The following is a 17,961-nucleotide window of genomic DNA, read 5'->3' as shown; positions in this document are numbered from 1 at the left end:
CTCAGTTTCCGGCTTCGGCGGGGGCGGGGGCATCGACCGGGTTGATCTTGTCGCCCGGGCGCACGAAGGCCCCGGCGCGGGCCACGACCTTCTCGCCCTCGAACAGGCCCTTGGCGATCTCGACCCAGGCGCCGTCGCGGATGCCGGTCACGACCGGGGCGATCTCGACCGCGCCGTCGGCGCGCACGCGTTTGACTTCGGGGCCGTCGCTGCCGCGGCCGACGGCGGCCGCCGGCAGGGCCAGCGCCGCGCGTTCCTCGACAAGGATCTCGGCCTCGGCGAACTGGCCCGAGCGGATGCGCTCCGGCGCGGCGATGTCGATGCGCACCCGGCCAAGCCGGGTGGTGGCGTCGACCGTGGGCTCGACCAGCCGGACGGTGCCGCTCAGCGCCTCGGCCACGCCGGCGGGGCGCAGGGTGACGGCCTGTCCGGGGGCGAGACGCCCGATCTCCTGCTCGGCGACGTCGGCGCGCAGTTCCAGCGCGCCGTCGCGGATCAGGGTGAACATCGGCTCGCCCTGCGCGGTGGCGACGGCGCCGACGCGGGCGTTGCGGGCGGTGATGACGCCCGCGACCGGGGCCGTGACCAGGGTGCGCTGCAGCCGCAGGTCGACATCGGCGATCTGCGCATCGACAAGGTCGCGCTGCGCCTCGGCGGCCCGCAGGCCCTCTTCCGCGGCGGTGACGCGGGCATAGGCGGCATCGGCGCTGGCCTGCGCCTGATCCAGCGCCGCCTGCGCGGTGGTGCCCTGCTGGCGCAGCGCCTCGGTCCGGCGCAGCACGCGGCCCGCTTCCTGCGCCGAGGCCTGCGCCTCGACCCGCTGCGCCTCGGCCTGCGCGATCGAGGCCATGGCGGCGGCGCGGCTCGCGACATACTGGCTGCGCTGCAGGTCGAGCGTTGCCCCCGACAGGCGCGCGAGCGGCTGGCCGGCCGAGACCCGGTCGCCGACATCGACCAGCAGCGCGTCGATCGGCTGGCTTTCGATCAGCGGCTGCACCTGCACCTCTTCGACCGGCGCCACCAGCCCCGAGGCCCGCACCCGGTCGCTGAGATCGCGCCGCGTGGCGGTCACGACGGAAATCGCTGGCAGCGCCGGGGCGGCGCTCGCCTGAGCGGCGGCCTGACCGGACGGGGCCGAGGTCTCCTGCGCGGCAAGCGGCGCGGCAAGGGGCAGGGTCAGCAGCAGGGGGAAAGCGAGGCGGGAAAGGATCATGTCATTCGGCTCGAACTGCACGGTTCGATCCGAACCATAGCCCAAAGTTAAATGCGAAAACATAGGAAAGCATTGGATCGACGCCACGGCCGCAGTCGGGCGGGCGCAGCGCCTGCCTGCCTGCGGCGATCGTGTCGCCCGATACCGGCGGCATGGGTGCTACGTTCAGGCGTTGCCGACCGCCGGATCGACGAAGGCGATGTCGTTCTGGGCGCGGCGTGGGCCGTCGATCATAAGGAACAGCACCGGCTGTCGCACCCGAGGCAGGGCATGGACCGGGGCGCGTTCAAAGCAGAGCAGCCCGGTTCTGCCTCGTCCGGGGGATCGGCCGTCCAGAGCGTTCCGCGGCGCGATGGGACATGGCGATATGCGCCGCAATCGCGCTGGGGATGCGCCGCCACGCCGCGACAGGCGCGGAAGACCCGGCAGCCCGCCTCGGGGCGGTCGGGTCGGAAGAGCATCGGCAAGCATGGTCGCGGCGGTTTCCGGCAGGCTGACCACGATCCGCGGCGGGCGAAGCGGGCAGAGCGCACACCGCCGCCGGCCGCTGGCGGGGCGGGACTCATGCCGCACCGCCGGCAAGGATGCGGCCATCGAGACGCTGGCCGGCGATCTCCGCGAAAGTTTCGGGTGCAGTTTCGGGGTGATGCTCGCGGTCTCCGGCGCTGGCCGCGATCGGCGTCTACCAGCCCCCCGGCAGCACCGGGAGCCGGGCGCGGCTGATCGCGCACGGCGTCGAGGACACGCGACGGCATCAGGCGGCGGGCCTCCTTCGCGCCGACATCGCGCTGCGGGCGCAGCCGGTCGTGGTGCCGCTCGACCGGAGGGGCCGGCGGACGTCCGACGAGGGGCCCACCAGCGCCGGGATCTGCGCGCCGCCCTTCTGCATGGCGCCGGTGGCGCGGCTCTGGGCCGCGCGGCCCTTCGCACGATGTTAACGCGGCGGGCAGAGGCTTGTCCGTGCCGGCGGTTCCGCTATGATTTCGGCTGCTTCAGGAAGGGATGACCCGCAGATGAGCCTTGCCGCGCCCGAGACCCAGATCGTGACCAAGTGGAAGATCGCCTGCGACGGCGGCGAGGGGGCGCTGGGCCACCCGCGCGTCTGGCTGACCATCCCCGAGGACACCGGCTTCGTCGAATGCGGCTATTGCGACAAGCGCTTCGTCATCGACCGCGACCACGCCCACGACGACCACTGACGGCCGCGCGCTGTCCCTGAGGCGCGGTTAAGCCCGCCTTAGGCGGTTCGGCGCTCTGCTGTCGCGGCAACGCGATGGGAGGGTGCCGATGTTCACAAGCGCCGAGATCGAAGCGGTGCGCGACAGTTTCGCCGCCGCCATTGCCGACGAACCGGAGCTGATCGCCCGCTTCTACGACCGGCTGTTCTTCGAGCGGCCCGAACTGCGGGCGATGTTCCCCAGAACGTTCGAGGCACAGGCGGCCAAGCTGCAGCACACGCTGGACCTTGCGCTGGCGGGGCTGCGCCATCCGCAGGCGCTCGAGGCGCCGCTGCGCGCCCATGGCCGCCGCCATGCCGGGCTGGGCGTCACCCCGTCGCATTACCAGGTCGTTGAACAGGTGCTGGTCGCCGTGCTGGCCGAAACCGCGGGCCCGGCCTGGACGCCCGAGGCCGCGCAGGGCTGGGACAGGCTTCTGGGCTATGTCTGCGCGACGATGATCGCCGGCGCGCGCGAGGGGCGGGCGCGACCCGCCCATCCCGGGGCCGCCCAGCCTTTGCGCCCCGCGGGCACCGGATAGGGCCGCGCGGTCTGGCGACAGGCCCCGGTCTGTGGCAGATGTGCGGGACCCGAAGATGCCCGCGCGCATCGCCGACCTGCCCCAGGAGGACCGAGATGGCCGCAGATCCCACCGCCGTCGCCGCACAGACCCCTGCGGAGTTCACCAAGGACAGCCATCTGCACCTGATCGACGGCTCGGCCTTCATCTTCCGCGCCTATCACGCGCTGCCGCCCTTGACGCGCAAGTCGGACGGGCTGCCGGTCGGCGCGGTCGCGGGCTTTTGCAACATGCTGTTCCGCTATGTCTCGGGCAACACCGGGCCCGATGCGGCCAGCCATGTGGCGGTGATCTTCGACTATTCCTCGAAGACCTTCCGCAACCAGATCTACGACCAGTACAAGGCCCACCGCCCGGAACCGCCCGAAGACCTGCGCCCGCAGTTCCCGCTGACCCGCGACGCGACCCGCGCCTTCAACATCGCCTGCATCGAGACCGACGGCTACGAGGCCGACGACATCATCGCTTCCTACGCCTGCCGCGCGCGCGAGGCGGGGGGGCGGGTCACGATCATCTCGTCCGACAAGGACCTGATGCAGCTGGTGGGCGACGGGGTCGAGATGCTTGGTCCGATGAAGGACCGCCGCATCGGGCGCGAGGAGGTGTTCGAGAAGTTCGGCGTCTATCCCGAACGGGTCGTCGACGTTCAGGCGCTGGCGGGGGACGCGGTCGACAACGTGCCGGGCGCGCCCGGGATCGGCATCAAGACCGCGGCGCTGCTGATCAACGAGTATGGCGATGTCGAAAGCCTGCTGGCGCGCGCCGAAGAGATCAAGCAACCCAAGCGCCGCCAGACGCTGATCGACCATGCCGAGATGATCCGCATCTCGAAGCGGCTGGTGGCGCTCGACTGCGACACGCCGCTGGACGAGCCGCTGCCGGCGCTGACGATCCGCCGCCCCGAGGCGGAGAAGCTGATGGACTTCCTGAACCTGATGGAATTCCGCACGCTCACCAAGCGGGTGGCCGACAGCTTCGGTGTCGCGGCCCCGGTGATGGCCGAACCCGTCGCGGTGAAGCACGACCGCGAGGCCTCGCCCGGCGCGCCCCCGCCCGAACCCGAGCGTCTGCCCTTCGATCCCGCCGCCTACGAGGCGGTGACGACCCCCGAACAGCTGCAGACCTGGATCGCCGAGATCGCCGAGCGCGGCGTCGTGGCCTTCGACACCGAGACTACCAGCCTTGACGAGATGCGCGCCGACCTCGTCGGCATCTCGCTGGCGACGGCGCCGGGGCGGGCCTGCTACATCCCCCTCGGCCATCGCGCGGGCGGGGGCGATCTGTTCTCGACCGAGGCGCCGGTGGCGGACCAGCTGCCGATGGAGGCGGCTCTGTCGGCGCTGAAGGGGGTGCTCGAAGACCCCGCGGTGCTGAAGATCGCGCAGAACGCCAAGTATGACGTGAAGATCCTCGCCCGCCACGGCATCGCGGTGGCGCCGGTCGATGACACGATGCTGATGAGCTACGCGCAGAACGCAGGGCTGCACAACCACGGCATGGACGAGCTGTCCGAGCGCTACCTCGGCCACCAGCCGATCCCGATCAAGGAGCTGATCGGCTCTGGCAAGAGCCAGATCACCTTCGACCGCGTCCCGGTGGCCGAGGCGGTGAAATACGCGGCCGAGGATGCCGACGTGACCTTCCGTCTCTGGCAGGTTCTGAAGCCGCGCCTGCATCAGGCGAAGGTGACGACCGTCTACGAGACGCTGGAACGCCCGATGGTCGCCGTCCTGTCCGAGATGGAGCAGACCGGGATCAAGGTCGACCGCGATACGCTCTCGCGGATGTCGAAGGCGTTTTCGCAGACCATGGCCGGGCTCGAGGCCGAGATCCACGAGCTGGCGGGCCAGCCGTTCAACATCGGCTCGCCGAAGCAGCTGGGCGAGATTCTGTTCGACAAGCTCGGGCTGTCCGGCGGCTCGAAGGGCAAGACCGGCGCCTACGCGACCGGGGCGGATGTGCTGGAAGACATCGCCTCGGAAGGCGATGTCGAGGCGGGGCGCACGCTGGCGTCCCGGATGCTCGACTGGCGGCAGGTGTCGAAGCTGAAATCGACCTATACCGACGCGCTGCAGACCCATATCCACCCTGACACGGGGCGCGTCCACACGTCCTATTCCATCGCCGGCGCGGCGACGGGACGGCTGGCCTCGACGGACCCGAACCTGCAGAACATCCCTGTGCGCTCGGAAGAGGGTCGCCGGATCCGCGAGGCCTTCGTGGCCGAACCCGGCAAGCGCCTCGTCTCGCTCGACTACAGCCAGATCGAGCTGCGCATCCTCGCCCATGTCGCCGACATCCCGGCGCTGAAGGAGGCCTTCCGCGAGGGCATCGACATCCATGCGATGACGGCGAGCCAGATGTTCAACGTGCCGCTGGAAGGCATGGACCCGATGGTCCGCCGTCAGGCCAAGGCGATCAACTTCGGGGTGATCTACGGCATCTCGGGCTTCGGCCTTGCCCGCAACCTGCGGATCCCGCGGGCCGAGGCGCAGGCCTTCATCGACACCTATTTCGAACGTTTCCCCGGCATCCGCGAATACATGGACGCGACCGTCGCCTTCGCCAAGAAGAACGGCTACGTGCAGACGCTGTTCGGCCGCAAGATGCACACGCCCGAGATCAACGCGAAGGGGCCGACCGCGGGCTTCGCCCGCCGCGCCGCGATCAACGCGCCCATTCAGGGCGCGGCCGCCGACATCATCCGCCGCGCCATGGTCCGCATGCCCGCCGCCATCGCGGACCTGCCGGCGCGGATGCTGCTGCAGGTGCATGACGAACTCTTGTTCGAGGTCGACGAGGCGCAGGTCGAGCCGCTGATCGCCCGCGCCCGCGCGGTGATGGAGGGCGCTGCCGACCCGGCGGTCGTGCTCGACGTGCCGCTGGTCGTGGATGCGGGGCAGGGCGCCAACTGGGCCGAGGCGCACTGACCCCGCACTGACTCTGCCTGCGGCGCGCGTATTGGGGCCAAGCGGAATACGGCTTCGCCTTTGCGGAAATCTCCCGGGGGTGAGCGGGCAGCGCCCGCGAGGGGGCAGCGCCCCCTGCCGGCCCTTGCCGAAGGCAATCGCGCCAGACACTTGCACCGCACGGTCCGGCCCCCATCTGCCAAGGGAACCCTCCGCCGCAGGGCAGCGTTGCCACCGCGAGCTGTCCCAAGCCCGCCCGAAGGAGCCCCCGATGGAAGGCCCGATCTGCATCCTCGCCAATACAGGCTCCGGCAAGAAGAAGGCCGCGAAGCTCGACGCGCTGCTGGCACCGGTGCTCGACCGGCTCGGCGGCGAGGTCGAGATCCGCACCATCCGCGACCCCCGCAAGCTGACGGCCGAGACCGAGCGGGCGCAGCGCGACGGCTTCCGGTCGATCCTCGCCGCGGGCGGTGACGGCACGGTCTGCGCGGTCGCCTCGCGGCTGGTGAACACCGGCACCGCGATGGGCGTGGTGCCGATGGGCACCTTCAACTACTTCTCGCGCTCGCTCGGCTTCCCGCAGGAGCCTGTCGAGACTATGGAGGCGCTGGCTGCCTCGAAACCCCGCCCGATCTCGGTCGGCGAGGTCAATGGCGAGCTGTTCCTGAACAACGCGAGCCTCGGTCTCTATGCCGCGATCCTCGAGAACCGCGAGGCGATCTATGGCCGCTGGGGCCGCTCGCGCATGGCGGCCTACTGGTCGGTGCTGACCACGATCTCGCGCTTCCGCCGCCCGGCCTCGATGAAGGTCACCATCGATGGCGAAACGCGCCGCCTGCGCACGCCGATGGTCTTCGTGGCCGCCAACGGCTACCAGCTCGACGAGTTCAAGCTGCCGGGCCGCGAGCTTCTGGACGAGGGCAAGTTCGCCGTCTTCCTCGCCCCCGACGGCAGCCGGTGGCAGCTGGTGAAATTTGCGGTGAAGCTCGCGCTCGGCCGCGCGGTGCCGGGGATCGACTTCGAGATGGTCGGCGGCGCCGAGATCGTGATCGAGACCCGCCGCAAACGCCGCACCATCGCCCGCGATGGCGAGCGCGACCGGATGACCTCGCCGTTCCGGTTCCGGATGCTGACCGGCGCGCTGAGCGTGCTGGCCCCCGAAGAGGCGGTCGAAGCCCACGCCGGGGTCAGCAACCGCATCGCGGTCGAGACCGGCCCCGCTGCGACGACCGGGGCCGCGCCGACAGGGGATGCGCCGACCGGGGACGCGAGCCTTGCCGCCGCGCGCGGGGCGCCCGCCTGATGACACGCCTGCTGCACCTGTCCGACCTGCATTTCGGCCGCACCCGGCCCGAGCTTCTGGCGCCCCTGATCCAGACGGCCCGCGATCTGGCCCCCGACGCGACCATCGTCTCGGGCGACTTGACCCAGCGGGCGCGGGAATGGCAGTTCGAAGAGGCGGCGAACCTGATGGCCTCGCTGCCGCAGCCGGTGCTGGTGGTTCCGGGCAACCATGACGTGCCGCTCGACCGGCCGCTGCAGCGCTTCCTGCGGTCCTTCGCCTGCTACCGCGAGGAGATTTCGGCCGATCTCGAGCCGATGCTCGATCTGCCGGGGATGCGGGTGATCGGGATGAACACCGCCGATCCCTTCGCATGGGAGCGCGGCAAGGTCCGCCGCCGCAGCCTTGCTCTGGCGGTGAAGCGCCTGACCGAGGCGCCCGAAGGGGTGCTGAAGGTCGTGGTGATGCACCACCCGCTCTACCACCCGCCCGGCGCGACGAAGGAGCCGATGCCCAATGCCGACTGGGCGGCCAAGGGGTTGGCCGATGCCGGGGCGGATCTGGTGCTGGCCGGGCATCTGCACGCCTGGGGCGCCGCGGCAGAGGAACGTCGCGAAGGCCGGCGCAAGATGCTTCTGGTGCAGGCCGGCACCGGCACCTCGACCCGGGTCCGGGGCGAGGACAACGATTTCAACGTCATCGACCTCGTCACCTCGCAGCCCGCGCATCTGCGGGTCACCCGTTACATCGCGACGGCAGGGGGGGACGGTTTCGCGCCGGGGCCGCATTCCGAATTCGTCGAGGCCGAGGAAGGCTGGCAGCGGATCGAGTGATCCGGCGTCCCGCCGGCAGCCCCCCACCGCGGCGCCGCCCCTTCCGGCGCCTGCCTGTCGGTCGGCCTCCCGCGCCTGTGCGGACGATCGAGCGTGACTTCGTCATCACCACGGGGAACCTTCTCAGCGCACGCGGCTGAGCCCGGCCTTCAAAAACAACGCACCTGACGGCAGCGCGGGGCCGCGGCAGCCAGGAGTGACGCGCTGCGGAACGTCGTCCATCGCCACAGGGGCGGCGCGCGCCGAACCGGGCGGTTGCCGCGACCGACGGACCGGATCAGTGATCGGGACAAAGGGGGGGCCGTGAGTCAGGCCCGCCCCGGTTTCGGTCAGTGCGCCATGAAGACCGGAAGCTCGGCCTTTTCCAGCATGCTGCGGGTGGCGCCACCCAGGATCGCCTCGCGCAGGCGCGAATGGCCATAGGCGCCCATCACCAGCATCTCTGCCCCGGTTTCCAGACAGTGCCGGGCGATCACCTCGGAAATCGCGCCGGTCCGCGCCAGCACCGCCGTCTCGGTCCGCACGCCGTGCCGCGACAGCCATTGCGACAGCGCCCCGGCCGGGTCCTCGCGGTCCGACCAGTTCGAGGGATCGACAACGACGACCGAGACCGCCTCGGCCGACTTCAGGAAGGGCAGGGCCAGCCGCGCCGCGGTCAGCGCCTCGGAGCTCTTGTTCCACGCGAGCGCCACCCGTCGCGGCCGCGGCACCGGGCCCGCCCCCGGCAGGATGATCACCGGCGCGTCGCCTTCGAACAGCGCGGCCTCGAGGATCGCCTCGTCACGCACGGTCTTCTCGGGGCCGTAGGGGCGGGGCAGGATCACCAGGTCCGCATAGCGCGCCGCGCGGCCGACCAGCGTCGGCAGGCTGCCGATCTGGGCGATGGCGCTGTCGACCGACCAGCGGATGTCCTCGGCGTTCAGGCGCGCGCGCATCCGGTCGGCCAGCTCGCCCGCGGATTTCTGCGCCTGCTCGATCGCGTCCATCTGCACGATCGCGCTGCCGGCGTCGAAGTAGTAGCCGGCCATGTTGAAGTCGATCCCCAGGCACAGGACCGACAGATGCGCCTCCTGCGCCCGCGCGAAATCGACCGCGGCGTCGAGCTGCGTCGCGGCGACGGCATCGGTGACGACGGTGAGAATGGTCTTGTAGCTCATCTCGGCCTCCCAAGGCTTTGGTGCTGACGACTCAAGCTTAAGCTGCATTCGATTTGCGCAAATTGATCCGGATCAAGCCACGGAAAAATCGGGGTTTGACCCAGATCAAGGTGATCGCGCCGCCGTGATCGCATGAGAGGCCATCCGCCCTCCGCCTCGGCCTCCCCGAGTCGGGGCCGTCCGAACCGCGGAAATAGGGACACTGCTCATGTGGGATTTCATCAAGCTCGCGGCGCTGGCCGCCATCGCGGTTCTGGCCGCGATCGCGGCGAACTACGCCCGCGACGCCGCCTACCTCGCCAATGCGGTCGAGGTGATGCTGGCCGCGTCGATCGCCTTCCTCTTCTACCTGCGCCGGGTCGGTGACGCCCCCGCCGTGGCCAGCCCCCGCGAATACAACGACGCGGTGGTCCGTGCCGGGGTGATCGCCACGACCTTCTGGGGCGTGGTGGGCTTTCTCGTCGGCGTGGTGATCGCGGCGCAGCTGGCCTTTCCGGCGCTGAACTTCGTCTGGGCGGAAGGCATCCTCAACTTCGGGCGGCTGCGGCCCCTGCACACCTCGGCGGTGATCTTCGCCTTCGGGGGCAACGCGCTGATCATGTCCTCGTTCTACATCGTCCAGCGCACCTCGGCGGCGCGGCTCTGGGGCGGCAACCTCGGCTGGTTCGTGTTCTGGGGCTATCAGCTGGTGATCGTGCTGGCGGCCACCGGCTATGTCCTTGGCGGCACGCAGGGCAAGGAATACGCCGAGCCCGTCTGGTACGTCGACATCTGGCTGACCGTGGTCTGGGTGGCCTACCTGGCGGTGTTCCTGGGCACGATCCTGAAGCGGAAGGAACCCCACATCTACGTGGCGAACTGGTTCCTGCTGTCGATGATCGTCACCGTCGCCATGCTGCACCTCGTGAACAACCTCGCCGTCCCGGTCTCGGTCTTCGGCTCGACCTCGGTCCAGCTTTTCGGCGGCGTGCAGGACGCGATGACCCAGTGGTGGTACGGCCACAATGCCGTGGGCTTCTTCCTGACCGCGGGCTTCCTGGGCATGATGTACTACTTCATCCCCAAGCAGGCCGAGAAGCCGGTCTACAGCTACAAGCTGTCGATCATCCACTTCTGGGCGCTGATCTTCCTGTATATCTGGGCTGGTCCGCACCACCTGCACTACACCGCGCTGCCCGACTGGGCCTCGACGCTGGGCATGGTCTTCTCGGTGATCCTGTGGATGCCCAGCTGGGGCGGCATGATCAACGGGCTGATGACGCTGTCGGGCGCCTGGGACAAGCTGCGCACCGACCCGGTGCTGCGGATGATGGTCGTCGCCGTCGGCTTCTACGGCATGTCCACCTTCGAGGGCCCGATGATGTCGGTCCGCGCCGTGAACTCGCTGTCGCATTACACCGACTGGACCATCGGCCACGTCCATTCCGGCGCGCTCGGCTGGAACGGCATGATCACCTTCGGCGCCCTCTACTTCCTGGTGCCGCGGCTCTGGCACCGCGAACGGCTTTACTCGCTGACCCTCGTCAGCTGGCACTTCTGGCTCGCGACGATCGGGATCGTGCTCTACGCGGCCGCGATGTGGGTCTCGGGGATCATGGAGGGCCTGATGTGGCGCGAGGTCGATGCGCAGGGCTTCCTCGTCAATGCCTTCGCGGACACCGTCGCCGCCAAATACCCGATGTACGTGGTCCGCACGCTCGGCGGGGCGCTCTACCTCACCGGCGGGATCATCATGGCCTACAACCTCTGGGCAACCGTGGCGAAGCAGCCGGCCAAGGCCGACACGCGCACGGCCAGCCTGGTCCCGGCGGAATAAGGGGGTCCTGATGTCCATTCTCGCCAAACACGCCTTCCTCGAGAAGAACGCGACGGCCCTGCTGATCGGCTCGTTCCTGGTGGTCACCATCGGCGGCATCGTCGAGATCGCGCCGCTGTTCTATCTCGAGAACACGATCGAGAAGGTGGAAGGGGTCCGCCCCTACACCCCGCTCGAACTTGCCGGGCGCGACATCTACATCCGCGAGGGCTGCTATGTCTGCCACAGCCAGATGATCCGCCCGATGCGGGACGAGGTCGAGCGCTATGGCCACTACAGCCTTGCCGCCGAGTCGATGTACGACCATCCGTTCCAATGGGGCTCGAAGCGGACGGGGCCGGACCTCGCCCGCGTCGGCGGCCGCTATTCCGACGCCTGGCATGTCGATCACCTGACCGACCCGCAGTCGGTGGTGCCGGAATCGGTGATGCCGAAATACGGCTTCCTGTCGCATCGCCATCTCGATCCCAAGCACATCGGCGACAGCCTCTGGGCGCAGTCGGTGGTGGGCGTGCCCTACACCAGCGAGATGATCGAGGCCGCGAAGGCCGACTTCGAGGCGCAGGCGAACCCCGATGCCGATACCGACGGGCTGCTGGAACGCTATCCGAACGCCACGGTGTCGAACTTCGACGGCCAGCCGGGCGTGACCGAGATGGATGCGCTGATCGCCTATCTGCAGGTGCTGGGCACGATGGTCGATTTCTCGACCTTCACCCCCGACGCGAGCCGGTGAGGGGAGGGGGCGATGGACTACCACAGCTTCCGCGCCTTCGCCGACAGCTGGTTCCTGCTGGCGATGGCCCTGTTCTTCCTGGGCGCGATCCTTTGGGCCATGCGGCCCGGTCGCGCCCGGCGCGAGGCGCATGAGGCGGCCTCGACGATGATCTTCCGCAACGAGGCCCGCCCCGAGGCGGAGCCCGACCCCGAGGAGGCCAAGTGATGGCACCCGCAAAGAAAGGCCAGGCCAAGCCCGAGGTCCCCTCGACCGGCCACGAATGGGACGGGATCCGCGAATACGACAACCCGCTGCCGCGCTGGTGGCTGTGGACCTTCTATGCCTGCATCGTCTGGGGGATCGGCTATTCCATCGCCTATCCGGCCTGGCCGCTGATCTCTGGCGCGACGGCGGGCGTCCTCGGCTTCTCAACCCGGGGCGAGGTCGCGGCCGACATCGCGCGGGTCGCGGCGCAGAACGAAGGGATCGAGACGCGGCTGGCCTCGGTCGATCTCGACCGGATCGCCGCCGATCCCGAGTTGCAGGGCTATGCCCAGAACGCCGGCGCCTCGGTCTTCCGCAACAATTGCGCGCAGTGCCACGGCTCGGGCGCGGCGGGGGCCAAGGGCTATCCGAACCTTCTGGACAACGACTGGCTCTGGGGCGGCAGCCTTGAGGACATCCACTCCACGGTGACCCACGGCATCCGCAACACCACCGACGCCGACGCGCGCTATTCGCAGATGCCGGCCTTCGGGCGCGACGGGCTGCTGGAAAAGCCTCAGATCGCCGCGGTGGTGCAGCATGTGCGCGCGATCTCGGGGCAGGAGCATGACGCGGCGCTGGCCGAAGAGGGCGCCGCGGTCTTCGCCGAGAACTGCGCCTCGTGCCATGCCGAGGACGGCACCGGCGACCGCGCGCAGGGCGCACCGAACCTCACGGACGCGATCTGGCTTTACGGCGGCGACGTGGCGACGCTGACCGAAACCGTGACCAATGCCCGCTTCGGCGTGATGCCGAACTGGAACGCCCGCCTGACCGAGGCGCAGATCCGCGCCGTCGCCAGCTATGTCCACGGTCTGGGCGGCGGAGAATGACCTGAAACTCGACCCGGGCCCCTGTGGCCCGGGTCCGCGCGCCATGCCCATTTTCAACGCGCATTTCCGGGCATGGCGCGCTTTTTTGCATTTTGCGCAGGGATTGTCCTTGAAAAACCCCGCAACTATCGCTTTGCGGCCCGGTTTGGCCCACTTCTTGCCAAGATGCTCCTGCACCAAGAGGCGAAGACTCGCGGACGGCAGAAGCTATCCGCCTGAACAGGATGCAGAACGCATGTTGACGCTCGCGCTGAAGCGCTTCGTCCTTTCGGAGGACGGGGCCATGGCCATTGACTGGTTCGCGGTGACCACCGGGTTGCTGGGACTGGGGGCCATCACCACCGCCGCCGTGGTCGGAACCATGGCCGCAGGTCCCCTTCGGGACGATGCGAGGGAAAAGGCGACACCGGCTGCCGCTTCGGCAGGCATGGGCAACTGGCGCCCGATGGCGCTGGACGAGGCCGAGGTCCTGGCCATCCACGAGAAGGCCACCGGCATGACCGACGAGGCGCTGCAACGCATGCGCACCGATCTGACGCCCTACGCCCGGGCCGAGATGACCGCCGACACCCAGGTCAAACGCCTGGCCGACACCTATTTCCTGATCCGGGCAGAGCTGGCCGCACGTGGCCTGCAGTGACCCGCCCGGGTCCGGAACGACGCCCCTGCCGCGGTCCTTGCCGCGGCTTTGTCGTTTCCGGTGGGGCGTGACGCGGAGAAAGCTGCACGCCCGGCACGACTTTCCGCCCCGCCCTTGATCTGGGTCAAGGTGGCGGCGCCCCGGACGGGTGATGGAACCTCAGTCCTCGCGACTGGAGCTCCCGATGTCCGCCTCCGATTCCTCCCCCAGCCTTTACGCCGCGCGCGAGCCGGTGTTTCCCCGCCGTGTCTCGGGCAGCTTCCGCCGCCTGAAGTGGATCCTAATGGCGGTGACGCTGGGCATCTACTACGTCACGCCCTGGCTGCGCTGGGACCGAGGGCCGGGCATGCCCGACCAGGCGGTGCTGGTCGATCTGGCGAACCGGCGCTTTTTCTTCTTCATGATCGAGATCTGGCCGCACGAGTTCTACTTCGTCGCGGGCCTGCTGATCATGGCGGGGCTCGGGCTCTTCCTCTTCACCGCGGCGCTGGGCCGGGTCTGGTGCGGCTATGCCTGCCCGCAGACGGTCTGGACCGATCTCTTCATCCTCGTCGAGCGCTGGGTCGAAGGCGACCGCAACGCCCGCCTGCGCCTGTGGCACCAGAAGACATGGGACCTGCGCAAGCTGCGGCTGCGGCTGACGAAATGGGGTCTGTGGCTGCTGATCGGCCTCGCCACCGGCGGCGCCTGGGTCTTCTACTTCGCCGATGCGCCGACGCTGATGCGCGACCTCGTGACCGGGCAGGCGCATCCGGTGGCCTACACCACCATGGCGATCCTGACCGCGACGACCTTCCTGTTCGGCGGCTTCGCACGCGAACAGATCTGCATCTACGCCTGCCCCTGGCCGCGGATCCAGGCGGCGATGATGGACGAGAACACCCTGACCGTCAGCTATCGCGAGTGGCGGGGCGAGCCGCGCGGCAAGCTGCGCCGGGCCGAGGAAGGCGTCCAGCGGCAGGGCGACTGCATCGACTGCATGGCCTGCGTGAACGTCTGCCCGATGGGGATCGACATCCGCGACGGCCAGCAGCTGGCCTGCATCACCTGCGCACTCTGCATCGACGCCTGCAACGACACGATGGACAAGATCGGCAAGCCTCGCGACCTGATCGGCTATCTGGCGCTGAAGGACGAGGCGGTCGAACGCGCCGGCGGCCATCCGCGCCAGATCTGGCGCCACATCTTCCGCCCGCGCACGATGGTCTACACCCTGCTCTGGGCGGGCATCGGCATCGGGCTGGTGGTGGCGCTGTTCCTGCGCTCGCCCTTCGACGTGAGCGTGGCCCCGGTCCGCAACCCGCTGTTCGTCACCCTCTCGGACGGGGCGATCCGCAACACCTACGAAATCCGCCTGCGCAACAAGCAGGCCGAGCCGCGCGACTTCCACCTGTCGGCCGACGGCCTGCCCGGGGTGATCGTCACCGCCGAGGGGGCCGAGGCCGCCACCGTGCGCGTGCCGGCCGATGCGACGGGCGAGGTGCGGCTTTACCTCGTCGCGCCCGCCGGGTCCGAGGGCGCGACCGCCGACCGAAGCGACATCGCGATCTGGATCGAGGACATGACCAGCCGCGACCGCGTCGAAACCGACACCGTGTTCCATGGACGGGGGAACTGACATGCAGGCGCAACACCATCCGGGCAAGCCGCTGACCGGCCGCAAGGTGCTGGCGATCACCGTCTCGGCCTTCTCGGTCATCATCGCGGTGAACGTCTACATGGCCTATCAGGCCGTCTCGACCTTCCCGGGGCTCGAGGTCGACAACTCCTATGTCGCAAGCCAGACCTTCGATGCCGAGCGCGCGGCGCAGGCGGCGCTGGGCTGGCACCTGTCGCATGCCTATCGCGACGGCCGCCTTGTCATCGACATCCGCGATGCCGCGGGCGCGCCGGCCAGCGTCGCGTCCCTGAACGTGCTGGTCGGCCGCAAGACCGAGGCGCGCGAGGACAGCCACCCCGCCTTCAGCTTCGACGGGCAGGTCTGGTCGGCGCCGGTGACGCTCGCCCCCGGCGCCTGGCTGATGCATCTCGAGGCGACCGCCGCCGACGGCACCGCCTTCCGCCAGCGGCTGGACATGATGGTGAGGGGCTGAAGGCCATGACCACCGCGATCTCTGCCTGCCCGGCCTGCATCGCCGCCCCGGCGGCCGAGCGTCTGGCCTCGGTGCCCGACGCGCCCGCAGGCCCCGCACGGCTGGTGCTGTCACTGCCGACGGCGCATTGCGCGGCCTGCATTTCCGACGTGGAACGGGCGCTTCTGGCCCATCCGGGCGTCAGCGCCGCGCGCGTGAACCTGTCGCTGCGCCGGGTGGCGGTCGAGGCCGCGCCCGCGGTCACGGCGCCCGAACTGGTCACGGTGCTGGCCGGCATCGGCTACGAGGCGCACGAGCTGGACCCCGACGCTCTGCGGATGACCGAGACCGACCGGCGCGGCCGCGACCTGCTGATGCGCATCGGCATCGCGGGCTTCGCGATGATGAACATCATGCTGCTGTCCGTCGCCGTCTGGTCGGGGGCCGAGGATGCGACGCGCGACATGTTCCACTGGATCTCGGCCGCGATCGCGCTGCCGACGGTGGCCTTCGCCGGCCAGCCCTTCTTCGCGGGGGCGCTTGCGGCGCTGAAGGCGCGGCGGCTGGGCATGGACGTGCCGATCTCGCTGGGGCTGATCCTCGCTTCGGCCATGTCGCTGTTCGAGACGATCAACCACGGCCACCACGTCTTTTTCGACGGCGCGGTGATGCTGTCCTTCTTCCTGCTGACCGGGCGCTACCTCGAATACCGCAGCCGCGCCGCCGCGCGCTCGGCCGCCGAGGAGCTGGCCGCGCTGGAGGTGCCCCGCGCCCATCTGCTGCGCGACGGGGCCGAGGTCGAGGTGCCGATCGCCGACCTGCGCCCCGGGGATCTCGTGCGCGTGCGCCCGGGCCAGCGGATGCCCTGCGACGGGCGGGTGGCCACGGGCGCGTCCGAACTCGACCGCTCGCTGCTGACGGGCGAGACGCTGCCGGTGGCGGTGGCGCCCGGCGCCGTCGTCTCGGCCGGCGAGGTGAACCTGACCGGGCCGCTCGAGGTGAGCGTCACCGCGGCGGGGCGGGACTCGAGCCTCAACCGCATGGCCGGGCTGGTGGCGATCGCGGAAAGCGCCCGCAACCGCTACACCTCGCTCGCCGACCGGATGGCGCGCGGCTATGCGCCGGTGGTGCACATCCTGTCGGCGGGGGCCTTCGCGGGTTGGCTGTGGATCTCGGGCGGCGACGTGCGGCTGGCGCTGAACGTGGCGGTGGCGGTGCTGATCATCACCTGTCCCTGCGCGCTGGCGCTGGCGGTGCCGGCGGTGGTCACGGCCGCTTCGGGCCGGCTCTTCCGCCGCGGTCTGCTGATCAAGAACCCGACCGCGCTCGAGCGGCTGGCCGAGATCGACACCGTCGTCTTCGACAAGACCGGCACGCTGACTCTGGGCACGCCCGAGCCCGAGGGCTTTGCCGCGCTGCCCTTGGCCACCCGGCAGGTGGCGGCGGCACTGGCCGGCGCCTCGTCGCATCCCCTGGCCCGCGCCATCGCGCAGGCCGCCGAGGGGCTGGAGCCCGTCGCGGTCGAGGATCTGCGCGAGGTCGCGGGGCAGGGGGTCGAGGGGCGGATCGGCGACAGCCGCCTCCGCCTTGGCCGCGCGGAATGGCTGGGCGTCGCCCCGGGCGCGCGCACCGCGACATGGCTGCGCATCGGCGCGGCCGCGCCGGTCGAGATCGCCTTCACCGACCGCCTGCGCCCCGGCGCGGCCGAGGCGGTGGCGGGCCTGAAGGCGCAGGGCAAGCGGGTCGAGCTGGTGTCGGGCGACGTCGCCCCCGCCGTGGCGGCACTGGCCGCGAAGCTGGGCATCGCGGACTGGCTGGCCGGCCAGCGGCCCGAGGACAAGGCCGCGCATCTGCAGGCGCTGGCGAGCGCCGGTGCGCGGGTGCTGATGGTGGGCGACGGGCTGAACGACACCGCCGCGCTGGCCGCCGCCCATGCCTCGATCTCGCCGGCCTCGGCGCTCGATGCGGCGCGGGCGGCCTCGGACATCGTGCTGCTGGGCACCGACCTGGCCCCGGTCGAGCAGGCGGTGAAGACCGCGGTGGTTGCGCGGGCCCGGATCAAGCAGAACTTCGCGATCTCGCTGGGCTACAACGCCATCGCGGTGCCGCTGGCGCTGGTCGGGATGGCCACGCCGCTGGCTGCGGCGGTGGCGATGTCGCTCAGCTCACTCTCCGTTTCGCTGAACGCGCTGCGGCTGCGCTGAAGGGGCCCGACGATGCAGATGCTCGCCTACCTGATCCCGGTCTCGCTCGGCCTTGGCGGCCTCGGGCTCGTGGCCTTCGTCTGGACGCTGCGCGCCCGCCAGTACGAAGACCCGAAGGGCGATGCCGAACGGATCCTTGCCCCCGACTGGGACGAGCATCCGAAGGCGTGACGCCCTGAAAGCGGAACGGGCCCCGAAAGGGGCCCGTCGCGCGATCCGGATG

16 protein-coding genes are annotated in these 17,961 nt (G+C 70.0%); 14 read left to right on the top strand and 2 right to left on the bottom strand.

Features of this window, described 5'->3' with window-relative positions:
* Window position 1 precedes the first annotated feature (1 nt).
* Window positions 2-1,213, bottom strand: coding sequence for an efflux RND transporter periplasmic adaptor subunit (locus tag V8J36_RS08210; protein WP_336466800.1), 1,212 nt, complete (start codon window positions 1,211-1,213; stop codon window positions 2-4).
* Between the two features lie 1,013 nt (window positions 1,214-2,226).
* Here V8J36_RS08210 and V8J36_RS08205 point away from each other — a divergent pair.
* The 5 genes from V8J36_RS08205 to V8J36_RS08185 all read left to right on the top strand — a co-directional run bounded on the left by V8J36_RS08205 (window position 2,227) and on the right by V8J36_RS08185 (window position 8,034).
* On the top strand, window positions 2,227-2,412 hold the full coding sequence (locus V8J36_RS08205) for a zinc-finger domain-containing protein (RefSeq protein WP_336466799.1): 186 nt from the start codon (window positions 2,227-2,229) through the stop codon (window positions 2,410-2,412).
* Window positions 2,413-2,500: 88 nt separating this feature from the next.
* Window positions 2,501-2,971, top strand: coding sequence for a globin domain-containing protein (locus V8J36_RS08200; RefSeq protein WP_336466798.1), 471 nt, complete (start codon window positions 2,501-2,503; stop codon window positions 2,969-2,971).
* A gap of 95 nt (window positions 2,972-3,066) precedes the next feature.
* Window positions 3,067-5,940 (top strand): DNA polymerase I, encoded by a 2,874-nt coding sequence (polA, locus tag V8J36_RS08195; RefSeq protein WP_336466797.1) that lies wholly within the window; start codon window positions 3,067-3,069, stop codon window positions 5,938-5,940.
* 250 nt (window positions 5,941-6,190) lie between these two features.
* The gene (locus V8J36_RS08190) at window positions 6,191-7,222 is read left to right on the top strand and encodes a diacylglycerol/lipid kinase family protein (RefSeq protein WP_336466796.1); all 1,032 of its coding nucleotides are present in this window, start codon (window positions 6,191-6,193) and stop codon (window positions 7,220-7,222) included.
* Window positions 7,222-8,034: a metallophosphoesterase family protein gene (locus tag V8J36_RS08185; protein ID WP_336466795.1), complete on the top strand. Its 813-nt coding sequence runs from the start codon at window positions 7,222-7,224 to the stop codon at window positions 8,032-8,034. Before V8J36_RS08190 ends, V8J36_RS08185 begins: the two co-directional genes overlap by 1 nt.
* A 329-nt stretch (window positions 8,035-8,363) precedes the next feature.
* Here V8J36_RS08185 and V8J36_RS08180 read toward each other — a convergent pair whose 3' ends face one another.
* On the bottom strand, window positions 8,364-9,191 hold the full coding sequence (locus V8J36_RS08180) for a universal stress protein (RefSeq protein ID WP_336466794.1): 828 nt from the start codon (window positions 9,189-9,191) through the stop codon (window positions 8,364-8,366).
* A 208-nt stretch (window positions 9,192-9,399) separates the two neighbouring features.
* On the opposite strand from V8J36_RS08180, the gene ccoN reads away from it, so the two are divergent.
* The 9 genes from ccoN (at window position 9,400) to ccoS (ending at window position 17,909) form a co-directional block, all read left to right on the top strand.
* Entirely contained in the window at window positions 9,400-11,007 is a 1,608-nt protein-coding gene (gene ccoN / locus V8J36_RS08175; protein WP_336466793.1) for a cytochrome-c oxidase, cbb3-type subunit I, read from the top strand.
* Window positions 11,008-11,017: 10 nt separating this feature from the next.
* Window positions 11,018-11,743 (top strand): cytochrome-c oxidase, cbb3-type subunit II, encoded by a 726-nt coding sequence (gene ccoO, locus V8J36_RS08170; RefSeq protein ID WP_336466792.1) that lies wholly within the window; start codon window positions 11,018-11,020, stop codon window positions 11,741-11,743.
* Between the two features lie 12 nt (window positions 11,744-11,755).
* Window positions 11,756-11,950, top strand: coding sequence for a cbb3-type cytochrome c oxidase subunit 3 (locus V8J36_RS08165; RefSeq protein WP_336466791.1), 195 nt, complete (start codon window positions 11,756-11,758; stop codon window positions 11,948-11,950).
* Window positions 11,950-12,822, top strand: a complete 873-nt coding sequence (gene ccoP / locus V8J36_RS08160) for a cytochrome-c oxidase, cbb3-type subunit III (protein WP_336466790.1) — start codon at window positions 11,950-11,952, stop codon at window positions 12,820-12,822. Before V8J36_RS08165 ends, ccoP begins: the two co-directional genes overlap by 1 nt.
* A 235-nt stretch (window positions 12,823-13,057) precedes the next feature.
* On the top strand, window positions 13,058-13,462 hold the full coding sequence (locus V8J36_RS08155) for a hypothetical protein (protein WP_336466789.1): 405 nt from the start codon (window positions 13,058-13,060) through the stop codon (window positions 13,460-13,462).
* A 184-nt stretch (window positions 13,463-13,646) separates the two neighbouring features.
* Complete coding sequence (gene ccoG, locus V8J36_RS08150) at window positions 13,647-15,080, top strand: cytochrome c oxidase accessory protein CcoG (RefSeq protein ID WP_336466788.1); 1,434 nt, start codon at window positions 13,647-13,649, stop codon at window positions 15,078-15,080.
* A 1-nt stretch (window position 15,081) separates the two neighbouring features.
* Window positions 15,082-15,555, top strand: coding sequence for a FixH family protein (locus tag V8J36_RS08145; protein ID WP_336466787.1), 474 nt, complete (start codon window positions 15,082-15,084; stop codon window positions 15,553-15,555).
* A 5-nt stretch (window positions 15,556-15,560) separates the two neighbouring features.
* Window positions 15,561-17,738 (top strand): heavy metal translocating P-type ATPase, encoded by a 2,178-nt coding sequence (locus V8J36_RS08140; protein ID WP_336466786.1) that lies wholly within the window; start codon window positions 15,561-15,563, stop codon window positions 17,736-17,738.
* Window positions 17,739-17,750: 12 nt separating this feature from the next.
* The gene (gene ccoS / locus V8J36_RS08135) at window positions 17,751-17,909 is read left to right on the top strand and encodes a cbb3-type cytochrome oxidase assembly protein CcoS (protein WP_336466785.1); all 159 of its coding nucleotides are present in this window, start codon (window positions 17,751-17,753) and stop codon (window positions 17,907-17,909) included.
* Window positions 17,910-17,961: the final 52 nt, after the last annotated feature.

The organism is Frigidibacter sp. MR17.14 (genome assembly GCF_037095735.1).
Taxonomy (GTDB): domain Bacteria; phylum Pseudomonadota; class Alphaproteobacteria; order Rhodobacterales; family Rhodobacteraceae; genus Frigidibacter.
This window is presented reverse-complemented; position numbering and strand designations above follow the sequence as displayed.

Bases quoted from the DNA above. Each gene is read 5' to 3' on its own strand.
- V8J36_RS08210 (WP_336466800.1), bottom strand. From the start codon at position 1,213: ATGATCCTTTCCCGCCTCGCTTTCCCCCTGCTGCTGACCCTGCCCCTT.
- V8J36_RS08200 (WP_336466798.1), top strand. From the start codon at position 2,501: ATGTTCACAAGCGCCGAGATCGAAGCGGTGCGCGACAGTTTCGCCGCC.
- V8J36_RS08155 (WP_336466789.1), top strand. From the start codon at position 13,058: ATGTTGACGCTCGCGCTGAAGCGCTTCGTCCTTTCGGAGGACGGGGCC.
- V8J36_RS08180 (WP_336466794.1), bottom strand. From the start codon at position 9,191: ATGAGCTACAAGACCATTCTCACCGTCGTCACCGATGCCGTCGCCGCG.
- V8J36_RS08190 (WP_336466796.1), top strand. From the start codon at position 6,191: ATGGAAGGCCCGATCTGCATCCTCGCCAATACAGGCTCCGGCAAGAAG.
- polA (WP_336466797.1), top strand. From the start codon at position 3,067: ATGGCCGCAGATCCCACCGCCGTCGCCGCACAGACCCCTGCGGAGTTC.
- ccoS (WP_336466785.1), top strand. From the start codon at position 17,751: ATGCAGATGCTCGCCTACCTGATCCCGGTCTCGCTCGGCCTTGGCGGC.
- V8J36_RS08165 (WP_336466791.1), top strand. From the start codon at position 11,756: ATGGACTACCACAGCTTCCGCGCCTTCGCCGACAGCTGGTTCCTGCTG.
- V8J36_RS08185 (WP_336466795.1), top strand. From the start codon at position 7,222: ATGACACGCCTGCTGCACCTGTCCGACCTGCATTTCGGCCGCACCCGG.
- ccoN (WP_336466793.1), top strand. From the start codon at position 9,400: ATGTGGGATTTCATCAAGCTCGCGGCGCTGGCCGCCATCGCGGTTCTG.
- ccoP (WP_336466790.1), top strand. From the start codon at position 11,950: ATGGCACCCGCAAAGAAAGGCCAGGCCAAGCCCGAGGTCCCCTCGACC.
- ccoG (WP_336466788.1), top strand. From the start codon at position 13,647: ATGTCCGCCTCCGATTCCTCCCCCAGCCTTTACGCCGCGCGCGAGCCG.
- V8J36_RS08205 (WP_336466799.1), top strand. From the start codon at position 2,227: ATGAGCCTTGCCGCGCCCGAGACCCAGATCGTGACCAAGTGGAAGATC.
- V8J36_RS08140 (WP_336466786.1), top strand. From the start codon at position 15,561: ATGACCACCGCGATCTCTGCCTGCCCGGCCTGCATCGCCGCCCCGGCG.
- ccoO (WP_336466792.1), top strand. From the start codon at position 11,018: ATGTCCATTCTCGCCAAACACGCCTTCCTCGAGAAGAACGCGACGGCC.
- V8J36_RS08145 (WP_336466787.1), top strand. From the start codon at position 15,082: ATGCAGGCGCAACACCATCCGGGCAAGCCGCTGACCGGCCGCAAGGTG.